At 36.2% G+C, this 22,065-nt stretch carries 31 protein-coding genes and 1 other annotated feature (1 of these 32 running past the window's edge); of the genes, 12 read left to right on the forward strand and 19 right to left on the reverse strand.

Going from position 1 to position 22,065, the window contains the following annotated elements:
- Nucleotides 1-114 (reverse strand) — a binding site (T-box leader) (it extends 116 nt beyond the left edge of the window).
- 77 nt (nt 115-191) lie between these two features.
- The 5 genes from EKQ63_RS24795 to acsA form a co-directional block, all read right to left on the reverse strand.
- A complete protein-coding gene (locus EKQ63_RS24795) occupies nt 192-437 on the reverse strand; it encodes a hypothetical protein (protein WP_087954086.1) in 246 nt (81 codons plus the stop codon).
- The gene (locus EKQ63_RS24800) at nt 418-963 is read right to left on the reverse strand and encodes an RNA polymerase sigma factor (RefSeq protein WP_000057192.1); all 546 of its coding nucleotides are present in this window, start codon (nt 961-963) and stop codon (nt 418-420) included. The genes EKQ63_RS24795 and EKQ63_RS24800 overlap by 20 nt, the downstream gene beginning before the upstream one ends.
- Complete coding sequence (locus tag EKQ63_RS24805; RefSeq protein WP_087996640.1) at nt 944-1,399, reverse strand: hypothetical protein; 456 nt, start codon at nt 1,397-1,399, stop codon at nt 944-946. Before EKQ63_RS24805 ends, EKQ63_RS24800 begins: the two co-directional genes overlap by 20 nt.
- Before the next feature lie 93 nt (nt 1,400-1,492).
- Entirely contained in the window at nt 1,493-2,041 is a 549-nt protein-coding gene (locus EKQ63_RS24810) for a GNAT family N-acetyltransferase (protein ID WP_087954920.1), read from the reverse strand.
- 68 nt (nt 2,042-2,109) lie between these two features.
- The gene (gene acsA, locus EKQ63_RS24815; RefSeq protein ID WP_000862052.1) at nt 2,110-3,828 is read right to left on the reverse strand and encodes an acetate--CoA ligase; all 1,719 of its coding nucleotides are present in this window, start codon (nt 3,826-3,828) and stop codon (nt 2,110-2,112) included.
- A gap of 176 nt (nt 3,829-4,004) precedes the next feature.
- Between acsA and acuA the strand changes: the two genes are divergently transcribed.
- The 4 genes from acuA to EKQ63_RS24835 all read left to right on the forward strand — a co-directional run bounded on the left by acuA (nt 4,005) and on the right by EKQ63_RS24835 (nt 7,481).
- The gene (gene acuA / locus EKQ63_RS24820) at nt 4,005-4,637 is read left to right on the forward strand and encodes an acetoin utilization protein acetyltransferase AcuA (RefSeq protein WP_000581384.1); all 633 of its coding nucleotides are present in this window, start codon (nt 4,005-4,007) and stop codon (nt 4,635-4,637) included.
- A 17-nt stretch (nt 4,638-4,654) separates the two neighbouring features.
- The gene (locus EKQ63_RS24825; protein WP_087954084.1) at nt 4,655-5,299 is read left to right on the forward strand and encodes an acetoin utilization AcuB family protein; all 645 of its coding nucleotides are present in this window, start codon (nt 4,655-4,657) and stop codon (nt 5,297-5,299) included.
- The gene (acuC, locus tag EKQ63_RS24830) at nt 5,296-6,462 is read left to right on the forward strand and encodes an acetoin utilization protein AcuC (protein ID WP_081110423.1); all 1,167 of its coding nucleotides are present in this window, start codon (nt 5,296-5,298) and stop codon (nt 6,460-6,462) included. Before EKQ63_RS24825 ends, acuC begins: the two co-directional genes overlap by 4 nt.
- Before the next feature lie 179 nt (nt 6,463-6,641).
- Entirely contained in the window at nt 6,642-7,481 is an 840-nt protein-coding gene (locus EKQ63_RS24835; protein WP_087954082.1) for an alpha/beta fold hydrolase, read from the forward strand.
- A gap of 54 nt (nt 7,482-7,535) precedes the next feature.
- Here the strand turns inward: EKQ63_RS24835 and EKQ63_RS24840 are convergent, their stop codons facing one another.
- Nucleotides 7,536-7,823: a hypothetical protein gene (locus tag EKQ63_RS24840; protein ID WP_087954081.1), complete on the reverse strand. Its 288-nt coding sequence runs from the start codon at nt 7,821-7,823 to the stop codon at nt 7,536-7,538.
- 277 nt (nt 7,824-8,100) lie between these two features.
- Between EKQ63_RS24840 and EKQ63_RS24845 the strand changes: the two genes are divergently transcribed.
- Nucleotides 8,101-9,027: a Gfo/Idh/MocA family protein gene (locus tag EKQ63_RS24845; protein ID WP_087954080.1), complete on the forward strand. Its 927-nt coding sequence runs from the start codon at nt 8,101-8,103 to the stop codon at nt 9,025-9,027.
- Nucleotides 9,028-9,155: 128 nt separating this feature from the next.
- The gene (gene mscL / locus EKQ63_RS24850) at nt 9,156-9,554 is read left to right on the forward strand and encodes a large conductance mechanosensitive channel protein MscL (RefSeq protein WP_000267012.1); all 399 of its coding nucleotides are present in this window, start codon (nt 9,156-9,158) and stop codon (nt 9,552-9,554) included.
- A gap of 49 nt (nt 9,555-9,603) precedes the next feature.
- On the opposite strand, the gene EKQ63_RS24855 is transcribed toward mscL, so the two are convergent.
- Nucleotides 9,604-9,876 carry a DUF3917 domain-containing protein gene (locus EKQ63_RS24855; RefSeq protein WP_048551339.1) on the reverse strand — a complete coding sequence of 91 codons (273 nt, stop codon included), beginning with the start codon at nt 9,874-9,876 and terminating at the stop codon, nt 9,604-9,606.
- 152 nt (nt 9,877-10,028) lie between these two features.
- Here EKQ63_RS24855 and EKQ63_RS24860 point away from each other — a divergent pair, with 152 nt between their 5' ends.
- The 3 genes from EKQ63_RS24860 (at nt 10,029) to EKQ63_RS24870 (ending at nt 10,931) form a co-directional block, all read left to right on the forward strand.
- The gene (locus EKQ63_RS24860; protein ID WP_088326030.1) at nt 10,029-10,250 is read left to right on the forward strand and encodes a hypothetical protein; all 222 of its coding nucleotides are present in this window, start codon (nt 10,029-10,031) and stop codon (nt 10,248-10,250) included.
- 80 nt (nt 10,251-10,330) lie between these two features.
- Nucleotides 10,331-10,567, forward strand: a complete 237-nt coding sequence (locus tag EKQ63_RS24865; protein WP_139866418.1) for a DUF3949 domain-containing protein — start codon at nt 10,331-10,333, stop codon at nt 10,565-10,567.
- Between the two features lies 1 nt (nt 10,568).
- On the forward strand, nt 10,569-10,931 hold the full coding sequence (locus EKQ63_RS24870) for a DUF4288 domain-containing protein (protein WP_143881786.1): 363 nt from the start codon (nt 10,569-10,571) through the stop codon (nt 10,929-10,931).
- A gap of 34 nt (nt 10,932-10,965) precedes the next feature.
- Here EKQ63_RS24870 and ccpA read toward each other — a convergent pair whose 3' ends face one another.
- From ccpA to EKQ63_RS24895, 4 genes are all read right to left on the reverse strand, one after another.
- Nucleotides 10,966-11,964, reverse strand: a complete 999-nt coding sequence (gene ccpA / locus EKQ63_RS24875; protein WP_001103293.1) for a catabolite control protein A — start codon at nt 11,962-11,964, stop codon at nt 10,966-10,968.
- Nucleotides 11,965-12,607: 643 nt separating this feature from the next.
- Nucleotides 12,608-13,624: a CamS family sex pheromone protein gene (locus EKQ63_RS24885; RefSeq protein ID WP_001971058.1), complete on the reverse strand. Its 1,017-nt coding sequence runs from the start codon at nt 13,622-13,624 to the stop codon at nt 12,608-12,610.
- 117 nt (nt 13,625-13,741) lie between these two features.
- Nucleotides 13,742-14,068, reverse strand: coding sequence for a bacillithiol system redox-active protein YtxJ (gene ytxJ / locus EKQ63_RS24890; RefSeq protein ID WP_001057468.1), 327 nt, complete (start codon nt 14,066-14,068; stop codon nt 13,742-13,744).
- Nucleotides 14,068-14,580, reverse strand: coding sequence for a DUF948 domain-containing protein (locus EKQ63_RS24895; RefSeq protein ID WP_087954076.1), 513 nt, complete (start codon nt 14,578-14,580; stop codon nt 14,068-14,070). Before EKQ63_RS24895 ends, ytxJ begins: the two co-directional genes overlap by 1 nt.
- 187 nt (nt 14,581-14,767) lie before the next feature.
- Between EKQ63_RS24895 and EKQ63_RS24900 the strand changes: the two genes are divergently transcribed.
- Nucleotides 14,768-15,883 (forward strand): aminopeptidase, encoded by a 1,116-nt coding sequence (locus tag EKQ63_RS24900; protein WP_000654739.1) that lies wholly within the window; start codon nt 14,768-14,770, stop codon nt 15,881-15,883.
- Nucleotides 15,884-15,917: 34 nt separating this feature from the next.
- Here EKQ63_RS24900 and EKQ63_RS24905 read toward each other — a convergent pair whose 3' ends face one another.
- From EKQ63_RS24905 to EKQ63_RS24935, 7 genes are all read right to left on the reverse strand, one after another.
- Nucleotides 15,918-16,352, reverse strand: coding sequence for a hypothetical protein (locus EKQ63_RS24905; RefSeq protein ID WP_088326026.1), 435 nt, complete (start codon nt 16,350-16,352; stop codon nt 15,918-15,920).
- A gap of 15 nt (nt 16,353-16,367) precedes the next feature.
- On the reverse strand, nt 16,368-16,550 hold the full coding sequence (locus EKQ63_RS24910; RefSeq protein WP_087954074.1) for a hypothetical protein: 183 nt from the start codon (nt 16,548-16,550) through the stop codon (nt 16,368-16,370).
- Entirely contained in the window at nt 16,547-16,951 is a 405-nt protein-coding gene (locus tag EKQ63_RS24915; protein ID WP_088326024.1) for a PH domain-containing protein, read from the reverse strand. Before EKQ63_RS24915 ends, EKQ63_RS24910 begins: the two co-directional genes overlap by 4 nt.
- Before the next feature lie 76 nt (nt 16,952-17,027).
- Nucleotides 17,028-17,519: a GNAT family N-acetyltransferase gene (locus tag EKQ63_RS24920; protein WP_088326022.1), complete on the reverse strand. Its 492-nt coding sequence runs from the start codon at nt 17,517-17,519 to the stop codon at nt 17,028-17,030.
- Nucleotides 17,516-18,064: a GNAT family N-acetyltransferase gene (locus EKQ63_RS24925; RefSeq protein ID WP_000494674.1), complete on the reverse strand. Its 549-nt coding sequence runs from the start codon at nt 18,062-18,064 to the stop codon at nt 17,516-17,518. Before EKQ63_RS24925 ends, EKQ63_RS24920 begins: the two co-directional genes overlap by 4 nt.
- Nucleotides 18,065-18,121: 57 nt before the next feature.
- Nucleotides 18,122-19,027 (reverse strand): DMT family transporter, encoded by a 906-nt coding sequence (locus EKQ63_RS24930; RefSeq protein ID WP_088326020.1) that lies wholly within the window; start codon nt 19,025-19,027, stop codon nt 18,122-18,124.
- Nucleotides 19,017-19,430 carry a MerR family transcriptional regulator gene (locus tag EKQ63_RS24935; RefSeq protein ID WP_088326018.1) on the reverse strand — a complete coding sequence of 138 codons (414 nt, stop codon included), beginning with the start codon at nt 19,428-19,430 and terminating at the stop codon, nt 19,017-19,019. The genes EKQ63_RS24930 and EKQ63_RS24935 overlap by 11 nt, the downstream gene beginning before the upstream one ends.
- 123 nt (nt 19,431-19,553) lie before the next feature.
- Between EKQ63_RS24935 and EKQ63_RS24940 the strand changes: the two genes are divergently transcribed.
- Nucleotides 19,554-19,898 (forward strand): PadR family transcriptional regulator, encoded by a 345-nt coding sequence (locus EKQ63_RS24940; protein WP_088326016.1) that lies wholly within the window; start codon nt 19,554-19,556, stop codon nt 19,896-19,898.
- Nucleotides 19,895-20,557, forward strand: coding sequence for an HAAS signaling domain-containing protein (locus tag EKQ63_RS24945; protein ID WP_087954069.1), 663 nt, complete (start codon nt 19,895-19,897; stop codon nt 20,555-20,557). Before EKQ63_RS24940 ends, EKQ63_RS24945 begins: the two co-directional genes overlap by 4 nt.
- 53 nt (nt 20,558-20,610) lie before the next feature.
- On the opposite strand, the gene murC is transcribed toward EKQ63_RS24945, so the two are convergent.
- The gene (gene murC, locus EKQ63_RS24950; RefSeq protein ID WP_000219470.1) at nt 20,611-21,921 is read right to left on the reverse strand and encodes a UDP-N-acetylmuramate--L-alanine ligase; all 1,311 of its coding nucleotides are present in this window, start codon (nt 21,919-21,921) and stop codon (nt 20,611-20,613) included.
- Between the last annotated feature and the right edge of the window lie 144 nt (nt 21,922-22,065).

The raw sequence follows: 22,065 nt of genomic DNA on the forward strand, positions 1-22,065 counted from the left end.
GAAAAAAGATGCTCTAGGGGCGTAATTCGCGATCATCTATGTGCTGATTTTCACCGGCCATCAGCTCTCTAAAACAGGGAAATGATCACTACTTCTCCCTTTCCACGCTCAATTATTCATATACTTTTCTTTATACCATCATTTATATAGGCGTGTCAAATAGAGGTCAGGTTTCTCTCCTTGCCAATCCTTTACAGCGTCATAAAGAGTATCGTAATCAGAGAAAGAATTGGAACCCCAACTAATAACGATACATGAAACACAATTGATAAATCATTCCCAAGCGTAGCCTCCACAGGATCTTTCGCCGGGGAACCAAGAAACCCGATTAATCGATCGAATCGACTTACCGTTTTTGGAAAATCCGGTATTTCTACATGGTCACCATCTAAATGTTGCTTTAACTTATATTCATTCTTAAAGGGATTTTCGCTCAATTTCATCCACCTCCAGCAATTGTTTCAATTTCTTTATCCCGTTATGAAGTCTCGACTTCACCGTTCCCACCGGAATATCTAATACCTCTGCAATTTCTTTTTGCTGCATGTCATGATAATAAGAAAGGATTAGGACTGCTCTTTGCTCTTCTGGAACTTTCAAAATTGCTTCTCTTACTGTGAGCCGATCTTCGTGAGAAAATTCTTTTTCCTGAATCGGCACTAAAAACGGCAAAAGCGTACGCCACTTTTTTCTCCTATTTAATTTATTAATCATAAGACGATAACCGATTTGAAATAAATACGTTTTTATTTTACCTTTTTCAGGTTCATACATATGTTTCTTACGCTCTAGCGTCAAAAACGTATCTTGGACAAGATCGATACTCAATTGTTCATCTCGGTTAAATCGATATAAAAATGTGTATAGCGCTGGTTTGATTAAAACGTATAGTTTTTCCCCAGCCTGCTTATCTCCACTTTGATACGCAAGCATAAGTTCCTCCTCAATCCCAATCTGCGCCATGATTTTTGATCTCCTTTATTCCTTTTAACGTTAATGAAATACGGGAAATTAAATAGCAACTTGCGACAATAATCCATACTTGTGATTGATTCGTAAAAAATTGAACGTACGGATTTTGAATTGTCTCGCCGGTTGAAACTAAAATATTTAATGCTTGCACACATATACATGCATACACTGCAAGACAAGCCGAAATTGTATCAAATACATTCCAGCGAAAATACACCTTTGTTTTTGTAAAATCAATTTTATATCCATTTTTCCGTACGATATGTTTTCTATCAAACGGAATAATGATGGAAAACATAACAATCATCATAACCCCAGCTGTAATCATCGACACTTTAAATCCGATTGGCATCGGTAATATTAGACCACAAGAAAACACAACTATAGTTCCAATGAATGCAAAAGTAAGAAGTAATTTATTAGACATAAAAAAGCCTCCCTCATCTATTCTTTCATAAATGTATACAGACGAGGAAGGTGCTTCGTTCAAATATTATTTTATTTTTTTTACTATAATCTTTTATGCAAACCAATCCTTTTTATATAATACATAATGATTTTCTAAAAACATTTTATTGTATTTAGGGAATAAGCACTCCACTTGTTTCTCCAATTTAAATCCTATTTGCTCCATAGATTTGCATGAATTGATATTTTTATCCCAAGCCTGCGCACGGATCTCATCCACAGCTAAAGTTAAAAATAAGTAATTATATATTAAATTCCTTGCTTCTCGATTGACACCTGTACGCCAAAACTTACGTGCAATCCGCTGAGCCTCTGCCCTCACAATTAACTTTTTATTTTCATCCACCGTTGGCACAGAGATCCAATATGTCCCTACCATTTCCTTTGAGTGTTTCATTATAATTGACCAAGCTATAATATCTTTCAAATTTTTATAAGTATGTAACAGCTCTTTCATTTCATTACTATCTTTCGGGATCGTATTCGCTGTCCAACGATGCATATCAGGATCTTTCATTACCTCATACCACTCAGTGTGATCCTTTTCCGGTTCTACAGAGCGTAAGTATACTATGTCTCCTTCTAAATTTGGTATCTTCATCTACGTTAACTCCTTTATTATTTACAAAAAGAAAGGCCTGAACATTATTTCGTTCAGACCTTTCTCTCTTAATCTTCCATCGTTGATAAGTCACCTGTTGGTAAGTTTAACTCCCACGCTTTTAATACGCGGCGCATAATTTTACCGCTTCTCGTTTTCGGTAATTTATCTCTAAATTCAATTTGTCTTGGCGCTGCATGAGCTGCTAGACCTTTCTTTACAAATTGACGAATTTCTTCTTTTAATTCTTCAGATGGTTCGTATCCTGCTCGAAGTGCGATAAATGCTTTAATGATTTCGCCGCGCACCGGATCAGGAATACCAATTACACCAGCTTCTGCAACAGCAGCATGCTCGATTAATTTGCTTTCTACTTCAAATGGTCCAACGCGCTCACCTGATGTCATAATTACATCGTCAATACGTCCTTGGAACCAGAAGTATCCATCTTCATCCATGTATGCAGAGTCACCTGATACGTACCAATCACCCGGCATGAAGTAAGACTCATATTTTTGCTTGTTATTCCAAATTCCGCGCATCATAGCTGGCCAGCCTTTGCCAATTGCTAAGTTACCCATTGTGTATGGAGGTACTTCATTTCCTTCATTATCAACAATCGCTGCTTTTACACCTGGAATTGGTTTCCCCATTGAACCTGGACGGATTTCCATACAAGGGTAGTTACAAATAACTTGTCCACCTGTTTCTGTCATCCACCACGTATCATGAATACGAAGTCCAAATGCGTTCATACCCCAGCGAATTACTTCTGGATTTAACGGTTCACCAACACTTAACACGTGGCGTACTTGTGATAAATCATATTTTTTAATTGCATCTTGTCCAGCACCCATTAACATACGGAAAGCTGTTGGTGCGCTATACCAAACTGTTACACCGTAATCTTGCAGCGCTTCATACCAAGCTTCTGGACTAAAGCGTCCGCCTAAAATAACATTTGATGCTCCAACTAACCACGGTGCGAAAATACCGTAAGCAGTTCCCGTTACCCAGCCTGGGTCAGCTGTGCACCAATATACATCATCTTCTTTTAAATCTAATACCCATTTCGCCGTTTGATAGTGCTGAACCATTGCGTTTTGCGCATGAAGCACACCTTTTGGCTTACCAGTAGAACCAGACGTGTAATGTAGAATTAAACCGTCTTCACGGCCTAACCATTCAATATGTAATTCTTTTGAAGCTTGTTCAAATAAAGGGTTGAACGCTACCGTCTTACCGCCTTCTTCTACATTATCTCCAACAAGGAAAACTGTTTTTAAAGCTGGTAAATCATTTAATGGTACACGCTCTAACAATTCAGGTGTAGTAATTAACACCTTCGCTTCGCTATCTTCTAAACGATCGCGAACTGCACCTTCCATAAATGCTTCAAATAACGGACCAACAATTGCCCCTAATTTCACTGCACCGAGAAGTGCGAAATATAACTCTGGGGAACGCGGCATAAAAATAAAAACGCGATCGCCTTTTTCTACATCGCCATAATTTTTCAGGACGTTTCCTGCTTTATTAGAAAAATCCTTCATTTCCTTAAATGTATACTTCTCTTTTCGCGATCCATCTTGATAATAAAGGGCTACTTTATTCTTTCGATCGGATTTCGCATGCTTATCAATTGCCTCATACGCCATATTTACTCGGCCTGTTTCATTCCAAGTAAAGTTTTTATTAACCTCTTCCCAGTTAAAATTTGCGTATGCCTCATCATAATTCGGCAAATTATTTTCTCCTTTAATGACAGGAAGCGTTTCTACTTTCATACTTTACATCCCCCTCCTATGTATTCTATTATCTATTATAATAACATTATTTAAAATTTTCAGTATATTTGTTGATTTTTAGACAAATTTTTAATGACAAATTTCGATTCACATCGCATATATTATAAAGTACGATATGAATAGATTCACAAACCCTCAAGGTGGTGAGCAATACATTGATTCATAAAAAAATATATAATGCTAGAAACTTAAAAACAGCGAAAGGCACTTTAATTATTGAAGGGCCTGTCTCTACACATAACTTAGAAATGTATGAGTTTCATCCAGACTTAATTGCGTTTCGTCCTGCCGAGCAGCAATATAAAGCAATTGTCGAAATTTCTAAATTGCCAGAAGCTCGTCTCATTATTGCTAGACATGACCAAACGATTGTTGGATATGTTACATACTTGTATCCTGATCCACTTGAACGATGGTCAGAAGGAAAAATGGAAAACTTAATTGAACTCGGGGCGATTGAAGTTGTCCCTGCCTTCCGTGGTTGCGCTGTCGGAAAGAACTTATTAGAAGTTTCAATGATGGACGATTATATGGAAGATTACATTATATTGACGACTGAATATTATTGGCACTGGGATTTAAAACAAACAGGCTTAAATGTTTGGGAGTACCGAAAAGTAATGGAAAAGATGATGAATGCTGGCGGGTTACAATGGATGGCTACAGATGATCCTGAAATTTGTTCACATCCTGCTAACTGTTTAATGGTCCGCATCGGTAAACGCGTTGATACGGATTCTATTCAAGCATTTGATCGTCTACGTTTTCACAATCGTTTTATGTATTAATAAAGGGGGCAACTGGAATGATTGTAGAAGAAATTATGAATCAAGATGTAGTGACGCTACATCCAAACGATACAATCGAAACAGCAATCCGAACGATACGTACGAAAGGCATTCGGCACATTCCAATTGTCGATCAAAATAATCATGTCGTAGGCATTATTTCTGATCGGGATGTAAGAGATGCAAGTCCGTCTATTTTAGATGAACAAGTTTCACTCGATATGCTGAAGCAACCGCTTGAACTGATTATGAAACATCCTGTTATGACTTGCCATCCTCTCGATTTCGTTGAGGAAATTGCTACTTTATTTTTTGAAAATAAAATTGGCTGTCTTCCTGTTACAAAGGCTGGAAAGTTAGTTGGAATCATTTCTGAATCTACAGTACTGCACACGTTAGTGAAATTAACAGGAGCACATCAACCAAGTTCACAAATCGAAATTCAAGTAAAAAACGAACCTGGTATTCTCGGAAAAGTAGTTGCTATTTTTAGTGATTTACAAATAAATATCGTGAGCGTTCTCGTCTACCCAGCAAAAGATGAGAATGATAAAGTACTCGTTTTCCGCATTCAAACGATGAATCCGCTAAAAGTGATTGATACACTTGAAGCAGAAGGCTACCGCGTATTATGGCCGAACATTATGGGGATGCAAGCATGAGTAGCGCGTTTATTTATTCGGATGACTTTCGGGGCTATTCATTTAGCCCTGATCATCCTTTTAACCAACTGCGCGTCACACTTACGTATGACTTATTACAAAAGGGTGGTTTCATCTCTCCTTCCCAAATCATCGCACCACGAATGGCTACAGATGAAGAGATCGCCTACGTTCATACAGAGGAGTACATAAATGCGGTAAAACGTGCTGGAGAAGGTAAGTTAGAAAAATCAATTGCGATGACATATGGACTCGGAACAGAAGATACACCTATGTTTCCAAATATGCACGAAGCTAGCGCATTACTCGTTGGCGGTACATTAACAGCTGTCGATGCTGTTCTTTCCGGGAAAGTAAAACACGCGCTTAATTTAGGAGGCGGTTTACATCACGGCTTCCGCGGCAAAGCATCTGGCTTTTGTATTTATAACGATAGTTCTATCGCAATGAAATATATTCAAAAGAAATACGGTTTACGCGTATTATATATTGATACAGATGCTCATCACGGTGATGGTGTACAATGGTCTTTTTACGACGATCCTAACGTATGCACCATTTCACTACATGAAACTGGTCGATATTTATTCCCTGGAACTGGCGCTGTAAATGAACGCGGACAAGGGAATGGCTATAGTTATTCTTTTAACGTTCCACTCGATGCTTTTACAGAAGACGAATCGTTTTTAGATTCCTATCGAACTGTCGTAAAAGAAGTGGCCGCATACTTTAAACCGGATATTATTTTAACGCAAAATGGCGCTGACGCACATTACTACGATCCACTTACACACCTTTGCGCAACGATGAATATTTACCGTGAAATACCGAAGCTCGCTCGCGAAATCGCTAATGAATATTGCGAAGGTCGCTGGATTGCTGTCGGCGGTGGTGGCTATGACCACTGGCGCGTCGTCCCAAGAGCTTGGGCACTCATTTGGCTCGAAATGAACAACATCCAAAACATCTCAGGTTATCTCCCTCCAGAATGGATTGACGCTTGGAAAGGACAAGCAGAAACAGAACTTCCCCTCACATGGGAAGATCCAGACAACATGTATAAACCTATCCCCCGTAAACCAGAAATTGAAGAAAAGAATGCATTAACTGTAGCGAAATCTCTTGAAATTATTCGGAATAATATGACAAAATCTTTGTACTAAACGAAAAGGAGGCTCGTTTTTGAATAGCCTCCTTTTATTTGTATAATTACTACCCATGTCGTTTTTTGTTGGTAAATCGATATTCTGTGTCGAATCGCCGATATAGTTCGAGTTGTGGTCGATATATTCGAAAAATCGCTGATATATTTTAAGTTACTAATAAAAAAGGTCGTGATATTATGTGGACACAACAAATGATCCACACGAAACGTGGCACATTCGAACTTTTTACTAAAGGCAGTGGCGAACCGCTTTGCATTACACATCACTATTCACAATTTAATGAAACTGGTGATTACTTTGCGGATGTTTTCATTTCTACGCATCGTGTATTTCTCATTAATTTACGAGATGCTGGTAACTCGGCAAAAGCCAATTCAGAAAAAGAATTACGTATGATTGAAACGGCTCACGACTTAGAAGCAATACGAGAAGCATTACAACTTCCAATATGGCATTTCGCCGGCCATTCAACAGGTGGTATGCTTGGGATTTTATATGCAATTACCTATCCAAACTCCTTACAATCATTAGTCGTGGTGGGAGCCGCGGCAAGCAACTACACCGAAACACCCTTTTGCATTTATCATCCGGAACATCCTCAGTTTCATTATATGCAACAGCTCATTGAAAACTTAAAAAGCCCTCACCTTACAAGTGAAGAACGGAAAGAACTATCTACTAAACGAACAAAATTATCTTTATATAAACCGGAAAACTACAACTCTTATTTTGATAAGCCAATCAAAAAAACAATGTCTGCTAACCGAATGAATGCTTTTTCTCACGAATATCCAGCATTTAATTTACGAGATCATTTACCTTCTATGAAAACAAAGACGCTTATTATATGCGGACGACACGATGTGCAGTGCCCGATTCAGTATTCTATCGAGATGCATGAGGGCATACGCAATTCTATTTTTGTGATATTTGAAGAGAGTAATCATTATCCTTTTTTAGAAGAAGCTGCTCAATTTATTTCTACTACTCAAAAATTTTATAAATCGTTACACTAGTATCGTTATTATTAAAGAAAGCTCGCAGCCTCTATAAGACTATGAGCTTTCTTTTCAGACGAAATATTTCGTACTATATAAAAATAAAAGATAAAAGGAAAAGAGCACCAAACCTACATCAAGCAACACTGACTTTTTATCTCCTTCTTTCAAACCTATCGTAATATTAAAAATGCTTCTAACTATCCAACCTAACACCAAAAATAACCAGCCGAAATGATCATTCGTATAATCGTCATCATAAAACATTTGTATTGCACCAATAATTAATAAAATAATTATAATATTAGTTCCAATCCTTAAGACCTTGTTTGATTTATTATCCTTTAATTCAGCCCCCAAAATGTTGCACTCCCCTTCAAACCATCGTGCGTATTAGCAGAGATGTTTTTATCCCTCTTTATATTTTAACACAAATTACCTTATATATCCTTTTACTTACAGTTACAAATGTGAACAACCGTAATCATGTTCCCTCCATTGCAACATGCTCATAACTTTAAAGAGATAGAAAAGATTTTGCTAAAAGGATATAAGTAAAAAGCTAATTTTTGCCTTCCTCCCCCGCTCTATGCTACATTTAACCCGTTATATCAATATGAATAGGGTGGGAATACATATGAACAAACCGAAAATTGGGATGATTGGACTTGGAAGTATCGCACAAAAAGCCTATCTTCCAACACTTACAAAAGAAACAGATTGGAATTTTGTAGGGGCTTTTACACCTAATGCAGAGAAAAGGAAACAAGTTTGCCAGCAATACCGCATACAAGACTTCCATTCTATTGAAACGTTAACTTCAGAATGCGATGCCATCTTCGTTCATAGTTCAACTGCATCGCATTATGAAATCGTTTCTGAACTTCTGAAAAAAGGAATCGATGTTTATGTTGATAAGCCGCTAGCTGCTACAGTGGAACAAGCTGAGAAACTAGTCGAGTTAAGCGAAAAGTATAACCGAAAGTTAATGGTTGGATTTAATCGCCGCTTCGTTCCTATGTATGTTGCGGCAAAAGAGCAAGCTCATCATATTTCATGGATCCGAATTGAAAAGCACCGCACAAATAAAGTCGGGCCATATACGTACGACTTTACGATGTTAGATGATTACTTACATATTGTAGATACTGCTCGCTGGTTAGCTAACGATGAGCTTAACGTCGTTCATAATATGATGCAAATCAATGAAAAGAATGAACTTCTTTACGGACATCATACATATACAACTGCAAATGGAATGTTACTTTCTACCGCAATGCACCGCCATGCCGGTACAAATTTAGAACAAATTGAACTTGTCACAACAGGAAAAATCATTCGCGTAAAAAACATGAACACATTTGAAGTTGAGCAAGAAAATGCAGTTTCTCAAATTGGTTCCCCATCATGGGATACGACGTTAAAACAACGTGGTTTTGAAGATGCTGTTCATCATTTTATTGCATGTGTACAAGGAGATACAAAGCCTGTTGTAGATGGATTAGAAGGATTAAAAACGCAGCAACTGCTGCAATCCCTACTGGACGCTACAAGTAAAAATTAAAACGGATACATTTTTCAGAATTTACTTTCATTCCCATTTCCCCTTTATTTCTCACGCAAATTTCTATAGAATATGTTGATAGGAATTATAAATTTCATAATGAATCGTGGAAAGGATGGGATTAACACATGTGGAACGAGTTTAAAAAGTTCGCTTTCAAAGGGAATGTCGTTGATTTAGCTGTCGGGGTTGTAATCGGTGCTGCATTCGGTAAAATCGTTAGTTCTTTAGTAAAAGATATTATTACACCATTACTTGGTATGGTATTAGGTGGCGTTGACTTTACAAGTTTACACTTTGGATACGGTAAATCTGCTGTTATGTATGGTAACTTCATCCAAACAATTTTTGATTTCTTAATTATTGCAGCTTCTATCTTTATGTTTGTTAAAGTGTTCAACAAACTAACATCTAAAAAAGAAGAAGAAAAAGAGGAAGAAATTCCAGAACCAACAAAAGAAGAAGTTCTTCTTAGCGAAATTCGCGACTTATTAAAACAACAAAACTCTTCTAAAGATAGAGCATAATTGAACGGATAAAAAGGCATGCCCCTTAGGGACATGCCTTTTCTATATGCTATAACGTTTCCGAATTCATATGAATAAATAAAATAATACCAGCAACCATAAGTACCATAATACTACTTGCAAATAGTGTAATACCGATAAACATTAAACTTGTGCTCATTTCCGCCGATACACTTTCAATAAAAATAGAAATTACATACGTGATAAGGGCAATTCCCGCAAGAATACTTCCTGGAACAAATCGCTTTAAACCATTTTGTTTTAACGTCATATATGCAAAAATAGCAGTCATACAAAGCGTAATTATCCAAAGAACGATCATCTCTTTTCCCCCCTCACAAGCCTTTTCTTTCTATTATACATGACATTGCCCTATAATAGTTATTTTTACACTTATGTGACATATAACAAGGAATACCCCCAACTGTAGCGAAAGCATTACAACATACACTTACACAATGAGGAGTGGTTCATTTGGAATATACTACTGTAGGGGATTTAGAGTTAGTCGAACGATTCGATTATGTTATGATTGACTTAGACAAAGACGAAACGATGATAGAGGGAAATACAATTCAGTACGATACTTTGCACATAGAAGCATTATTACAAGGGTTAAAATGTGTTGCACAAACATGTATTGATCGCAATTTAAGCAACCAAGAGGAACTGTTCGCATTTCTAGAAGAAAATTAGCCCCAATTAAAAATGGTTATTTTTTCTATTTATTGATATAATTACCATATATAAATATTCTTTATAAGGGAGTGTTCATAATGATTTGGATTTCACTAATCGTATTAGCCTATTTCATCATTCTCGTCCCAATACAGTATAACTACATTAAAATACTCAAAGAAAAACAGAAGAAAATGAATGTGTCACAAAACGAATTATATGACAACATGTCTTATGAAGAATCTCAAATACATTACCATTATCAAAGTAACGTATTTACAATACCTGCTTCGCTTGTTGCAAGTATTATTTATAAAGTGAAACATGCAGCATAATATGTACGCTGTAAAATTATTGTTTGAATCTGTTCATTCTGGTGAGCCTAATCCTCCGAAAATTGATGAGGATTATGAAAAGGATTGCGATACACTTTTTGAAGAAAGTATTATTCTTGTTAAAGCAAGCAGTTTGGAAGAAGCTCATGCACTAGGTGAACAAATCGCTATACAGTCTGAGCATACGTACGATAATATGTACGGTGAGCAAGTAACGTGGACGTTTCGAAAACTATTGCATGTGTTTGAATTAGACGAGACACCATTTGAAACTGGAAAAGAATTATACGCAAGATTTTTACACGTTAAGAAAAATGAAACGGTGAATACCGTAGTAAAAGCATGCTATCCTGAATATGAATAAAAGCTCACAGCAATCGCTGTGAGCTTTTTTATCCTTACTTCGTTGAATCTCTAAATTGGATACGGTGAGGTAAGATAACAGTGTGATCTTCCACTTTTTCTTTGTTCATATACTTTGTTAATAGACGCATTGCTACTGCACCGATATCATACATCGGTTGTACAACTGTTGAAAGTTGTGGACGAACCATTAATGCAAGGCGTGTATTATCGAAACCAAGTACTTCTACATCAGTTGGTACATTTAATCCAGCGTCTTGTGCTGCGTGAATTACACCTAGTGCCATTTCGTCAGAAGATACGAAGATCGCTGTTGGCTTTTCATCAAGGCCCCAAAGCTTTTCAAATGCTTCGATACCTGAATCATATGTGTAATCTCCATCGATTACAAGATTTTCATCATATGAAATACCTGCTTCTTCTAAAGCTTTTTTATAACCTTGTAACTTCTTCGCGCTTCCCGCTTTATCAATGAAAGGACCAGAGACGAAACCGATACGCTTATGTCCTTGTTCAATAAAGTGCTTCATTGCGTCATAAGCTGCTTGTGTATAATCAATATTTACTGATGGCGTTTCATTTTGCTCATCAAATGACGCTGCTAATACGATTGGTACTGGAGACTTTTTGAATTCTTCAATGTGAATGTCTGTAATATCTTCACCCATGAAAACAATTCCGTCCACTTGTTTTCCAAGCATCGTATTTAATAAATGGAACTCTTTCTCTTTGTTTTGGTCAGAGTTACTTAAAATGATGTTATATTTGTACATTGTTGCGATATCTTCAATTCCACGAGCAAGTTCTGCATAAAACGTATTTGAGATATCAGGAATAATAACACCTACTGTAGTTGTCTTCTTACTTGCTAGTCCACGTGCTACCGCATTTGGGCGGTATCCTAAACGATCAATTGCTTCTAATACTTTCTTTCTTGTTGTAGGCTTTACATTTGGGTTACCGTTCACAACGCGTGATACGGTAGCCATTGAAACGTTCGCTTCGCGCGCTACATCATATATTGTTACGTTCATCTCATCGCACACTCCTTCTATTTTTGTTATCTATTTTTATGTATCGGTTACTTGAATGAAAAAAAGACATCAACTCTATTTGCAGATGCCACCAATCGTCCCGAGTTCTTCCTTTTACTAATGATACGATAAAAACGCAGACTCATACAATATTTTCCCGCAAAAGTTTCGAAAAAATTCGCTTCTTTTCTCGTATTTTCGTATTTTTTATGAAAAAAAGGGCATTTTTTGTAAAAATATAGATGTTTCATAAGTAGAAACCTTATTTCAAGCAGTACAATAGTAAATGAAATTTATATTGGTGATTTTTCGAATATATCGACCGCAACTCAAAATATATTAGCGATTTCCCAAATATATCAACCACGACTCCAATTATATTAGCGATTTTTTTCATATATCGACTTACCAACAAAAACCGACAATGATAGGCATTTGATGCACTGGACCTAGAAGTACTCCACAATTGGCCATAGAAGATCACATCTCCCTGTAGAATGCGTTACATCGACAATGCAAGGGGGAAATAGGTTTATTTTTTTAAAATCAGTACAGCGGAAATATGAAGCATATTACGCGTTGCTCCGTCCCATCGTACACTTTTATTTCCAATAAAAAAAGACAGTTTAAACACTGTCTTTTTTTATAAGAAGGAAACAAACGGTTTATCGCTGTTTTTCTCTTTTATAACAATTGCCTCGATTTTATTCTCAGACTTTATCTGCAATTGTACTTTTGCATCTTTCGGTAATTGTTCTAACATACTTTGAGCAGCCAGTTGGGTAAGGCCCATTAATTCTGTTTTACCGTTATATTTAATAACAATATCCATATTTAATGTATCCATTTGATCTTTCTTATAAGAAACTTTAGCATTTACTGGGATAAAGTCTCCAGGAGAAAAACCTTTCATTGCCTCAGCAAATTTATTTATTTTTGCATTATCTTCTCCATGTGCTTGTGTAAATTCATCAGAAGGATATGAATACGCTCTTTCTTCAATCGTATTCCAATTTCCAAGGTTCGTATCATTCTTTTGAACGGTAGCACTAGCAATATACGTACCATTTTTTAAAGAACTTGTACTTTCTTGCTTAAAGATAGCAAACGTAATTGGGGATTTATTATACTTGTCATTTTTATGAATAGCTTCAATAAGTTGCTTGGCAACTTCAGTCCCTTTAGACATTGCTTCTTCATTGGATACACTTGAAGACATAGCTAACCCAATTACAACGCCAGATAAACTTAATTCATTTGAATTCTGTTTCCCGAAATAGTCTTGTTCTATAATATTTGTCAAAACTGGTGCTTCTACTTTCGCGACTAGCTCATCAATTAACTTCTCAGGAATATACTGATTCAATTGAAGCACATGATTTTCTGTATCAAATTGCTCTTTTGCAATATTCATTAAACCATTTTCATACTCTGCTAAATCTAATTTAGAATTTGTTTTTACATTAGCTGTATTTATAACCTTTTGTTCTTTTAAAGGAATTACAGTTCTATAATAATCTTTAGAAACAGCAGTTCTCGGAATCATGCTTTTTTCTTTCGTATCTTTCTGTATAACTTCATCCTTCTTACTAATCGTATCATTACTACAAGCTCCTAGTAATAAACTTACGACTGCGAAGGATAATGCCATTTTCTTCATTACTTAAAACCTACTTTCAACAATCTAGTTATTTAGTTTGAACTATTAACAGTTTACCATTAAATATATTTCAACAAAAACAAAAAAAAGAAGCAAGCACCTTTCGCTTGCTTCTTTTTACTTAATATTCTCTTCTAAAGCATCTTTTTTAATGTTCCAATGAGACGTATTCCATACTACCATCCCATCTTTTATGTATAACACTTGCGGAGATTCATGTTTCATGCTGTACTGTTCTGCAACACGATTCGAAACATCTCTCGCATCTTGTACGTATAAGTAATACGCTGGTACCGCTCTTTCTTCACTACAATAAGCTTGAAATTCTGTATAGGCACCATGACTAATCGGGCATGTCGTACTATGTTTAAAAAGAACATAAGGCTCGTTTTTTTCTACTAGTACTTCAAGCTCTTCAATTGTTTCAAGTTTTGTCATATTCATTACGATTCACCTCTCATACGAAGTCTAGAGCGCTTCTCTTTCTTTTCAGCTTTTTTCTCAAGTCTTTCTAATTTACGCTCTTCTTTTTCAATTTTTTTCTCTTGTCTTGTCGCACGATAATGATTGTATACTTCAATTGCCGCGCTACTCCACTGTACAACTTGCGCTACTTTATCTGCATTATTTTCAATTTCGTCCGTAACAGACTCTGATACATTACGAAGTTTCGTATTTAAGGAATGGATTGTCGTTCCAATTCCATCTACACCCGATACTACTTTATTTAATGATTGTGACTTCTGTTGGATGTCATCAGCTAACGCATTTGTTTTATGTAATAATTGCTCCGTCTCTACGCTAATTCCTTGCATTTGCTTTTCTAAACCTTCTAACGTGCTTGCAACGTTTTCTAACGTCTTCTGAACCGATAACAACGTTCTGCATACATACACTACTAATACAGCGAAAGCAACCGCGATAATAGCTGCACTTACATATAAAAGAACTTGCATTTCATCACTTCCTTTATCTTTTTCATACTTTCCCCTATTATACAATCATTTTCCGTTTCGTTCTAATCCCTATCTTTCCATTAGAATTTTCATACTTATTCGTTAACTTTAACATAAATGATTCAACAAATTCCACTAAGTAGGTTACAATAGGAGAGGATACATAATTAGTAGGGAGGCTTTACATATGAAAGATCCACGCATTGAAAAGTTAGCATACAATTTAATTAACTACTCTATCCGCTTACAAAAAGGCGAAAAAGTATTAATTGAAAACTTTGGCTTACAAAAAGAACTTGTAACTGCACTTGTTAAAGAAGCATATGCAGCTGGTGGTTTCCCATTCGTTTCTTTAAAAGATCATCAAGTAGATCGCTCTTTATTAATGGGTGCTACTGAAGAACATTTTGAACAAATCGCTGCATATGAAGCAAGCGTAATGAAAGATATGGACGCTTATATCGGTCTTCGCTCTGGCGATAACATTAACGAACAAGCTGACGTGCCAAGTGAAAGAATGCAAATTCACGGTCAAACAGTTGGTAAAAAAGTTCATAGAGACATCCGCGTTCCAAAAACACGCTGGGTTGTTCTTCGCTACCCAAATGCTTCTATGGCGCAGCTTGCTAAAATGAGCACAGAAGCTTTCGAAGACTTCTACTTCGAAGTTTGTAACTTAGACTACGGTAAAATGGATAAGGCGATGGATAGCCTTGTTACATTAATGAATAAAACAGATAAAGTGCGCCTAACTGGACCTGGAACTGACTTAACATTCTCTATTAAAGACATTCCAGCAATTAAATGCTCAGGTCATTTAAACATTCCAGACGGTGAAGTATACTCTGCACCAGTTCGTGATTCTGTTAACGGTACAGTTTCTTACAACACGCCATCTCCTTACAACGGTTATACATTTGAAAATGTACAACTTAAGTTCGAGAACGGCCAAATCGTTGAAGCAACTGCAAACGATACAGAACGCATTAACAAAATCTTTGATACAGACGAAGGCGCACGCTACGTTGGTGAGTTCGCAATTGGCGTAAACCCATACATCTTACATCCAATGGGAGACATCCTATTCGATGAAAAAATCGATGGCAGCTTCCACTTCACTCCTGGACAAGCTTATGACGATGCATGGAACGGCAACAACTCGAACATTCACTGGGATTTAGTATGTATCCAACGTCCTGAATACGGCGGCGGCGAAATTTACTTCGACGACGTACTAATCCGTAAAGACGGACGCTTCGTTGTACCTGAATTAGAAGCTTTAAACCCAGAGAACTTAAAATAATGAAAAACGCTCGGGATTTTTTTCGAGCGTTTTTTTAATACTTTAATAACTCTTTCGCCACATCTTCTGGCACTTTAAAACTCATTTTCTTATTTTTCATTTCAACTTCAACATACGGGACATCTTTATATACTATCATCGTACCAATTTCATGTAATTCCTTTTTATCTTTACTCGACTCCGATAATTTTGTTGTACCTTCTTGATACATTTTAAATGTTTTCCCTTGCGGAGTATCTAAAGGAGCTGACTGCATTTCCCACTTATCCATTTTCATGACTTCAAACAGCTTTTCAATTTCTTTCTTATCGGTAATTACTTTCTTTTCAATTGAATCAGTAAGTGATTCAATTTCAACTTTTTGTGCCTTTTCTAAGTTTAGATCCGTCTTTTCCTTCTTCGTACTACATCCTATTAAAAGAAAGGATGCGGTTAGCAGAAATACAAATAACATAAGGACTTTTTTCATTTCTAATTCTCCTAACTATATAGAGCTACTTTTCTCGCTTTTCGTTTGCTGAAAATGAAAATAATATAAAAGCGCCACTGCGATAGTACCTATTAATATTGGTACATATAAAGGCAGATCCCATTTCATATATACTCTAGTGCAACCAATAAGCACAAATAAGATTTCTAAGCAAAACAAAGGTTTTACATATTTCATTTCTTCCCTACCATTTCTATTTTCACATGTGGATTCTCTTTCTCGATAAGCGCCAAGAATTCAGTCATATGTTGCGGCATCGCAACCATATGTACTTTGTATGCATTGGTCGTAATTTCAAGAGATTTCCCAACTTGACGAATGATTCTTATCTCTTTCAATACGATATCGTCATTTAAAATACCGTACTTTAATACACCATTTTCTACTTTATGCTTTTTAATAAACACTTCCCAAACGAGTGGTACATTAACAAGGAAGCATAAACCCATCCCAATTAACGCTGTCATCCACTGCTCTTTATTAACGATAATCATGACGAGTGGATATACAAACATAAAAGCTAACGTGAGACAAACGAAAATGACTACTGACTTACTTCTTTGAATCGGAAAGTTCATACACGCACCCACCCAACCTAGATTATACCACTTTTTCCATTTTAATCCATAAAAAGGCCATTTCTACATGACCTTCTTAAACAATATATCTATAAAATTTCTTATCCACCTGCAACACTGGAAAACTTTTTGGCAACTCATCTATACTCACACTTTGAAAACCATTCTTTTCATAAAAGCGATGTGCTGCTAAAAATTTAACTGTCGTTCCTAAGTAAATGTCTTTCAGCTTTTTATTCTCAGCCCACGAAATTGCCGTTTGGAGCAACTTATGTGATGCGCCCCACTCTTTTCCGCGAAACTCTTTTTTTACGAACATTTTTCTTAGTGCTACTTGATCGTTCCCAATATCTAATAAGGCCACTGTTCCAACTACTTTACTATCATAAGTTGCTACCCAAAAGTTGCCATGATTCCTTTGATAAAATGTTTCTATTTCAAGCAGGTCCGGCTGCTCTTCTTTCGTAATGGGGACATTGTACTCTTTTTGCTGAATATGAACGATAAGATCTACTACTTCATCTTGAAACGTACTTTCATACGGAATAATGCGTATCTTCTCGTTCATCGAATCTCCTTCCATTCTGAAGCTAGTAAACTATATACTGCGACATCATGAAAATGATCATATAACCATTCTTCATCTCTTAAAACACCATCTAACTTAAACCCTAAACGTTCTGGAATAGCGCGACTTTTCACATTTTCAACACCGCATCTAATTTCCATTTTATTTAATTTTAAATTCTCAAATGCATAGTGAAGTACAGCCTTCACGCTACGCGTCATAATACCTTTCCCGCCAGCATCTTCTGCCAGATAGTAACCGAGACTTGCCGCTTTCTTCCCCCAGCTCACTGGATGAATACCTACCATCCCAACGAGCTTTCCTTTATAACGTATGCCACTTTCAAAACCGTCTCCCTCTGCAAACTTCTTTAACCACATCGGACAAATCTCATTATAAGCATCAGCAGATTTCGTCCCATCTACCCAAGGAAGCCATCTTCTTAAATGATTGCGGTTTTGATTTATTAATTGATATAGTTCCTCTTTATGATGCTTTTCTAATAACTGTAATTCGATTTCGTCGTCTACTCGGAGTGTGAACATTTTTTTAGCTCCTCTTTTTATTTTTCTTATTATTCTAACATTTCTAAATAAAAAATGTTAAATATTCACACTTTCTTTTGATTTTATTTGTATAAAACCTGATGAACACAATACTCCCATAATAACTAATATCATCCCTATACATTGTGCGGGTGCTATATTTACTCCTTCTACAAAAGAAATAATCATTGTAACAACAGGGACTAGATTAAAAAATAAAGATGTCCTTGCTGCACCAATTTGAGCAATTCCATTATTCCACCATAAGTAACCGAGCACACTCATTCCGATTGCCATAAAGAGAATCGCTCCCCAAGCTAATAGGGGAATTTCAAAAACTGGTACCATATTTTTTTGCGTAGAAGATATGATAATAAAGGTAAGGGCACCAATAGTCATCGTATATGTTGTAGTTTGTATTGGGCTACCAGTTTTAATAAACCTTCTGCCTAGTACACCGTATAACGCCCAGCAAATATTTCCTAATAAAATATAAAAATCCCCTTTTGAAAATGATAAATTTTGTAGTGCGGTAAACGAGCCTTGTGTAAGCACAAAAACAACACCAAGTAGTGCAAGTAGCATTCCAATACCTTGGCGCTTTACTATTTTCTCCCGTAAAATGACACTTGCTAACAGCGTCGTAACAAGCGGGTTTGTCGCCATAATAAGTGCACCATTCATAGCTTCTGTATGTTTCATTCCTAAAAAGAAAAAGAAGTTAAAACCGAATACACCAACAATACCTAACAAAAAGTAATAGACCCTGTTCTGCCTCCATACCTCCACCTCAAAATCTTTTCGTATTTTTAACAGACATAACATCACAAATGCAGCAATCCCAAAACGCCATGCCGCTATATGAATCGCTTCGAAATACTGCACTGCATATTTCGAAGCATTAAATGTTCCTCCAGTAAATATTGCAAATCCTAATAACTGCGCATATACTTTATTTTTCATTGCCGGCCTCCGAGTCTTTTCCTTCTAGAAAACCGTAATAAATTTCTAACTTCTCTTCTGTTAGCTGGACAACTTTTCGCAATTGTTCTTGCTGTTCTTTTAACCTTTCTAAATGAGTTGTTAAAATTGAAATTCTCTTTTTCACTTTCGCTGGTACTTCCTCCTTCCTCTGCCTAATTTCTTCTATAATGCATCCATCACTTGCAAACTCAGCCATCTCTTCTAATGACATTCCAGTTTGTTTTAGCGAATATAAAAATTTTAATAGGTGCACATCACCTTCTGTATATTGACGAATCCCGCTATTTCGCGTTGGTGGTGGTAATAACCCTAATTTCTCATAGTAACGCAAAGTATGAATACCCATCCCAGTTAACTCTGCTACTTCACCGATTTTATACATGTTCTCTCCCCCTTGTTTTTACATATTCATCTTACAACCTAGAGTTAACTCTAGGTCAATACGTAAATAAAAATACAACTATATATGATTGATATATAGATACGTATCATATATAGTTAAAGTATGGAAAAAAATGATAATTTTATAATTCAATTACGTAAAGGTGTTTTTGATCTCGCTATTTTGTCTTTAATAAGTAAACAACCTATGTACGGATACGAAATTACAAGTGCATTACAAGATATCCCTGTATTTCATATCCCAAACGGCTCGATTTATCCTATATTAAATCGAATTACGAAAAACAACTGGGCTGCTTCCTATTGGGAAGAGTCCGGCGATGGTCCAAAAAGAAAATACTATCGCATTACAGACGAAGGGAGAGAAATTTTACATAATCGCTTACATGATTACGAGGCAGTTTATCATGCTCTAATGTTACTAGCTAAAGGAGAGGATAAAAAATGAACAAAGAACAATTCTTTGCAAATGAACTCATTGCTTCTTTCTTACATGACCTCCACAAAGGTTTAATGAACTTACCTACATCAGCACGAGAACAACATATGTTAGAAATTGAATCCGATTTATACGAAAATGCATTAAGTAAAGAAAGTGAAGGGATACCATTAGGAGTTATTCCTTCACAAGTGATTGAAGAATTTCTTCCTCCAAAAGAATTAGCAAAGGTAATTGCAGCAGAATATACAGACGTTATTCAAGATGTACAGCAATCTACGAATACATTTATTAAATACTTTACAGGTTTTTCAATTGCTCCACTTGGCGCTCTATCAATACCGATTGTACTTGGTTTTATCAATATTTCAGCCTGCTTGCCATTTTTACTAGCCTTTATCGCCAGCAACATTTGGTTTATTTGTAGAAAAAATCATTGGAATATAAAGCAATTACAATTTTTAAAAACAGTGATTTCCTTTAGTACTAGCGCTTTGATTGCACTTCCATTTGCATTTTTCGCGATTCGAATTATGATTACAAAACAATTCGATATGTTTTCATTCTATTATTTAATTGGATATGTACTTTTTAGTTCAATTTATATCGTTTTGTTAAAACAACTCTACAAAAAGAATAAACAATACCAACCTATCAATGCTTTTTAAATGTATCGAACACAACAAAAAAGACGCACAGCTAAGGCTATGCGTCTTTTCTATTACTTCTCTGCAACTTGAACTTCTTTTACGTAAGCTGCTTCGAATTTTTGGATGTCTCCTGCGCCCATGAAAATGAGAACGCCGTTTTTATGTTTCTTTAATACATCCGTTGTTGTATCTGTAATTAATTCTGCACCGTCAATACGCTTTTGCAGATCTTCGATTGTTAATTCACCTTTGTTTTCGCGCGCTGATCCGAAAATATCACATAAGTATACTTGATCAGCTTTGCTTAAGCTTTCAGCGAACTCATCTAAGAACTTTTCTGTACGTGAGAATGTGTGTGGCTGGAATACAGCGACAATTTCACGCTCTGGATGTTTTTGACGAGCTGCTTCAATCGTTGCATTAATTTCTGTCGGATGGTGTGCATAGTCATCGATAATAACTTGCTCTCCCATCGGCTTCTCATTAAAGCGACGTTTTACGCCTTCAAAAGTTGTTAACTGATGCTTAACTGCTTCTACATCAACGTTTTCATAATGGCAAAGCGCGATTACTGCTAATGCATTTAATACGCTGTGATTGCCGTATCCTGTAATTTTGAACGTGTCATAGTACGTATTACGAACGAATACATCGAAAATAGTACCATCTGTTCTCTTTTGAATGTTACGTGCTTGGAAATCATTATCTTCTCCAAATCCATAGAAAATAACAGGTACTTTCGCTTGAATTTTTTGAAGTTCTTCATCATCTCCACATGCAATAATGCCTTTTTTCACTTGCAATGCCATCTCTTGGAATGCACTGAATACATCATTGATATCTGTGAAATAATCTGGATGATCAAAATCAATGTTTGTCATAATCGCATAGTCTGGATTGTAAGACAAGAAATGACGACGATACTCACAAGCTTCAAATACAAAATACTTACTATTTTCTACCCCATGCCCTGTTCCATCTCCAATAAGGTAAGATGTAGGGTGTGCACCTTGCATTACATGGGCTAACAAACCAGTTGTTGATGTTTTTCCATGTGCACCAGTTACAGCAACACTTGTGTATTGGTTCATAAGGTCACCTAAGAAGTGATGGTAACGATGTACTGGGATGTTTAATTCTTTTGCTGCTACGATTTCTTCATGCGTATCAGGGAATGCATTTCCTGCAATAATCACTTGTCCTTCTTTTACATTACTTTTATCAAAAGGAAGAATCGAGATACTACGCTTTTCCAACGCTGTTTGTGTAAAGAAACGCTTTTCATAATCAGACCCTTGAACAGTATGCTTCATGTCATGAAGAATTTGCGCTAATGAACTCATTCCTGTTCCTTTAATTCCTACAAAATGGTAAACTGTCATCTTAAAGAACCTCCAACATTTCGAACTAATACAACGGCCTATCTATAAGACAGTATATGAATCTTTTCTTATTTTGGTAATCATCATACATTTTTGATGTAGTGAAGTTATTCTTCCCTTCACTTATCAGGATAAACTCGTACG

The sequence above is a fragment of the Bacillus sp. BD59S genome, assembly GCF_007363175.1.
In the GTDB taxonomy this organism is placed as follows: Bacteria; Bacillota; Bacilli; order Bacillales; family Bacillaceae_G; genus Bacillus_A; species Bacillus_A pacificus.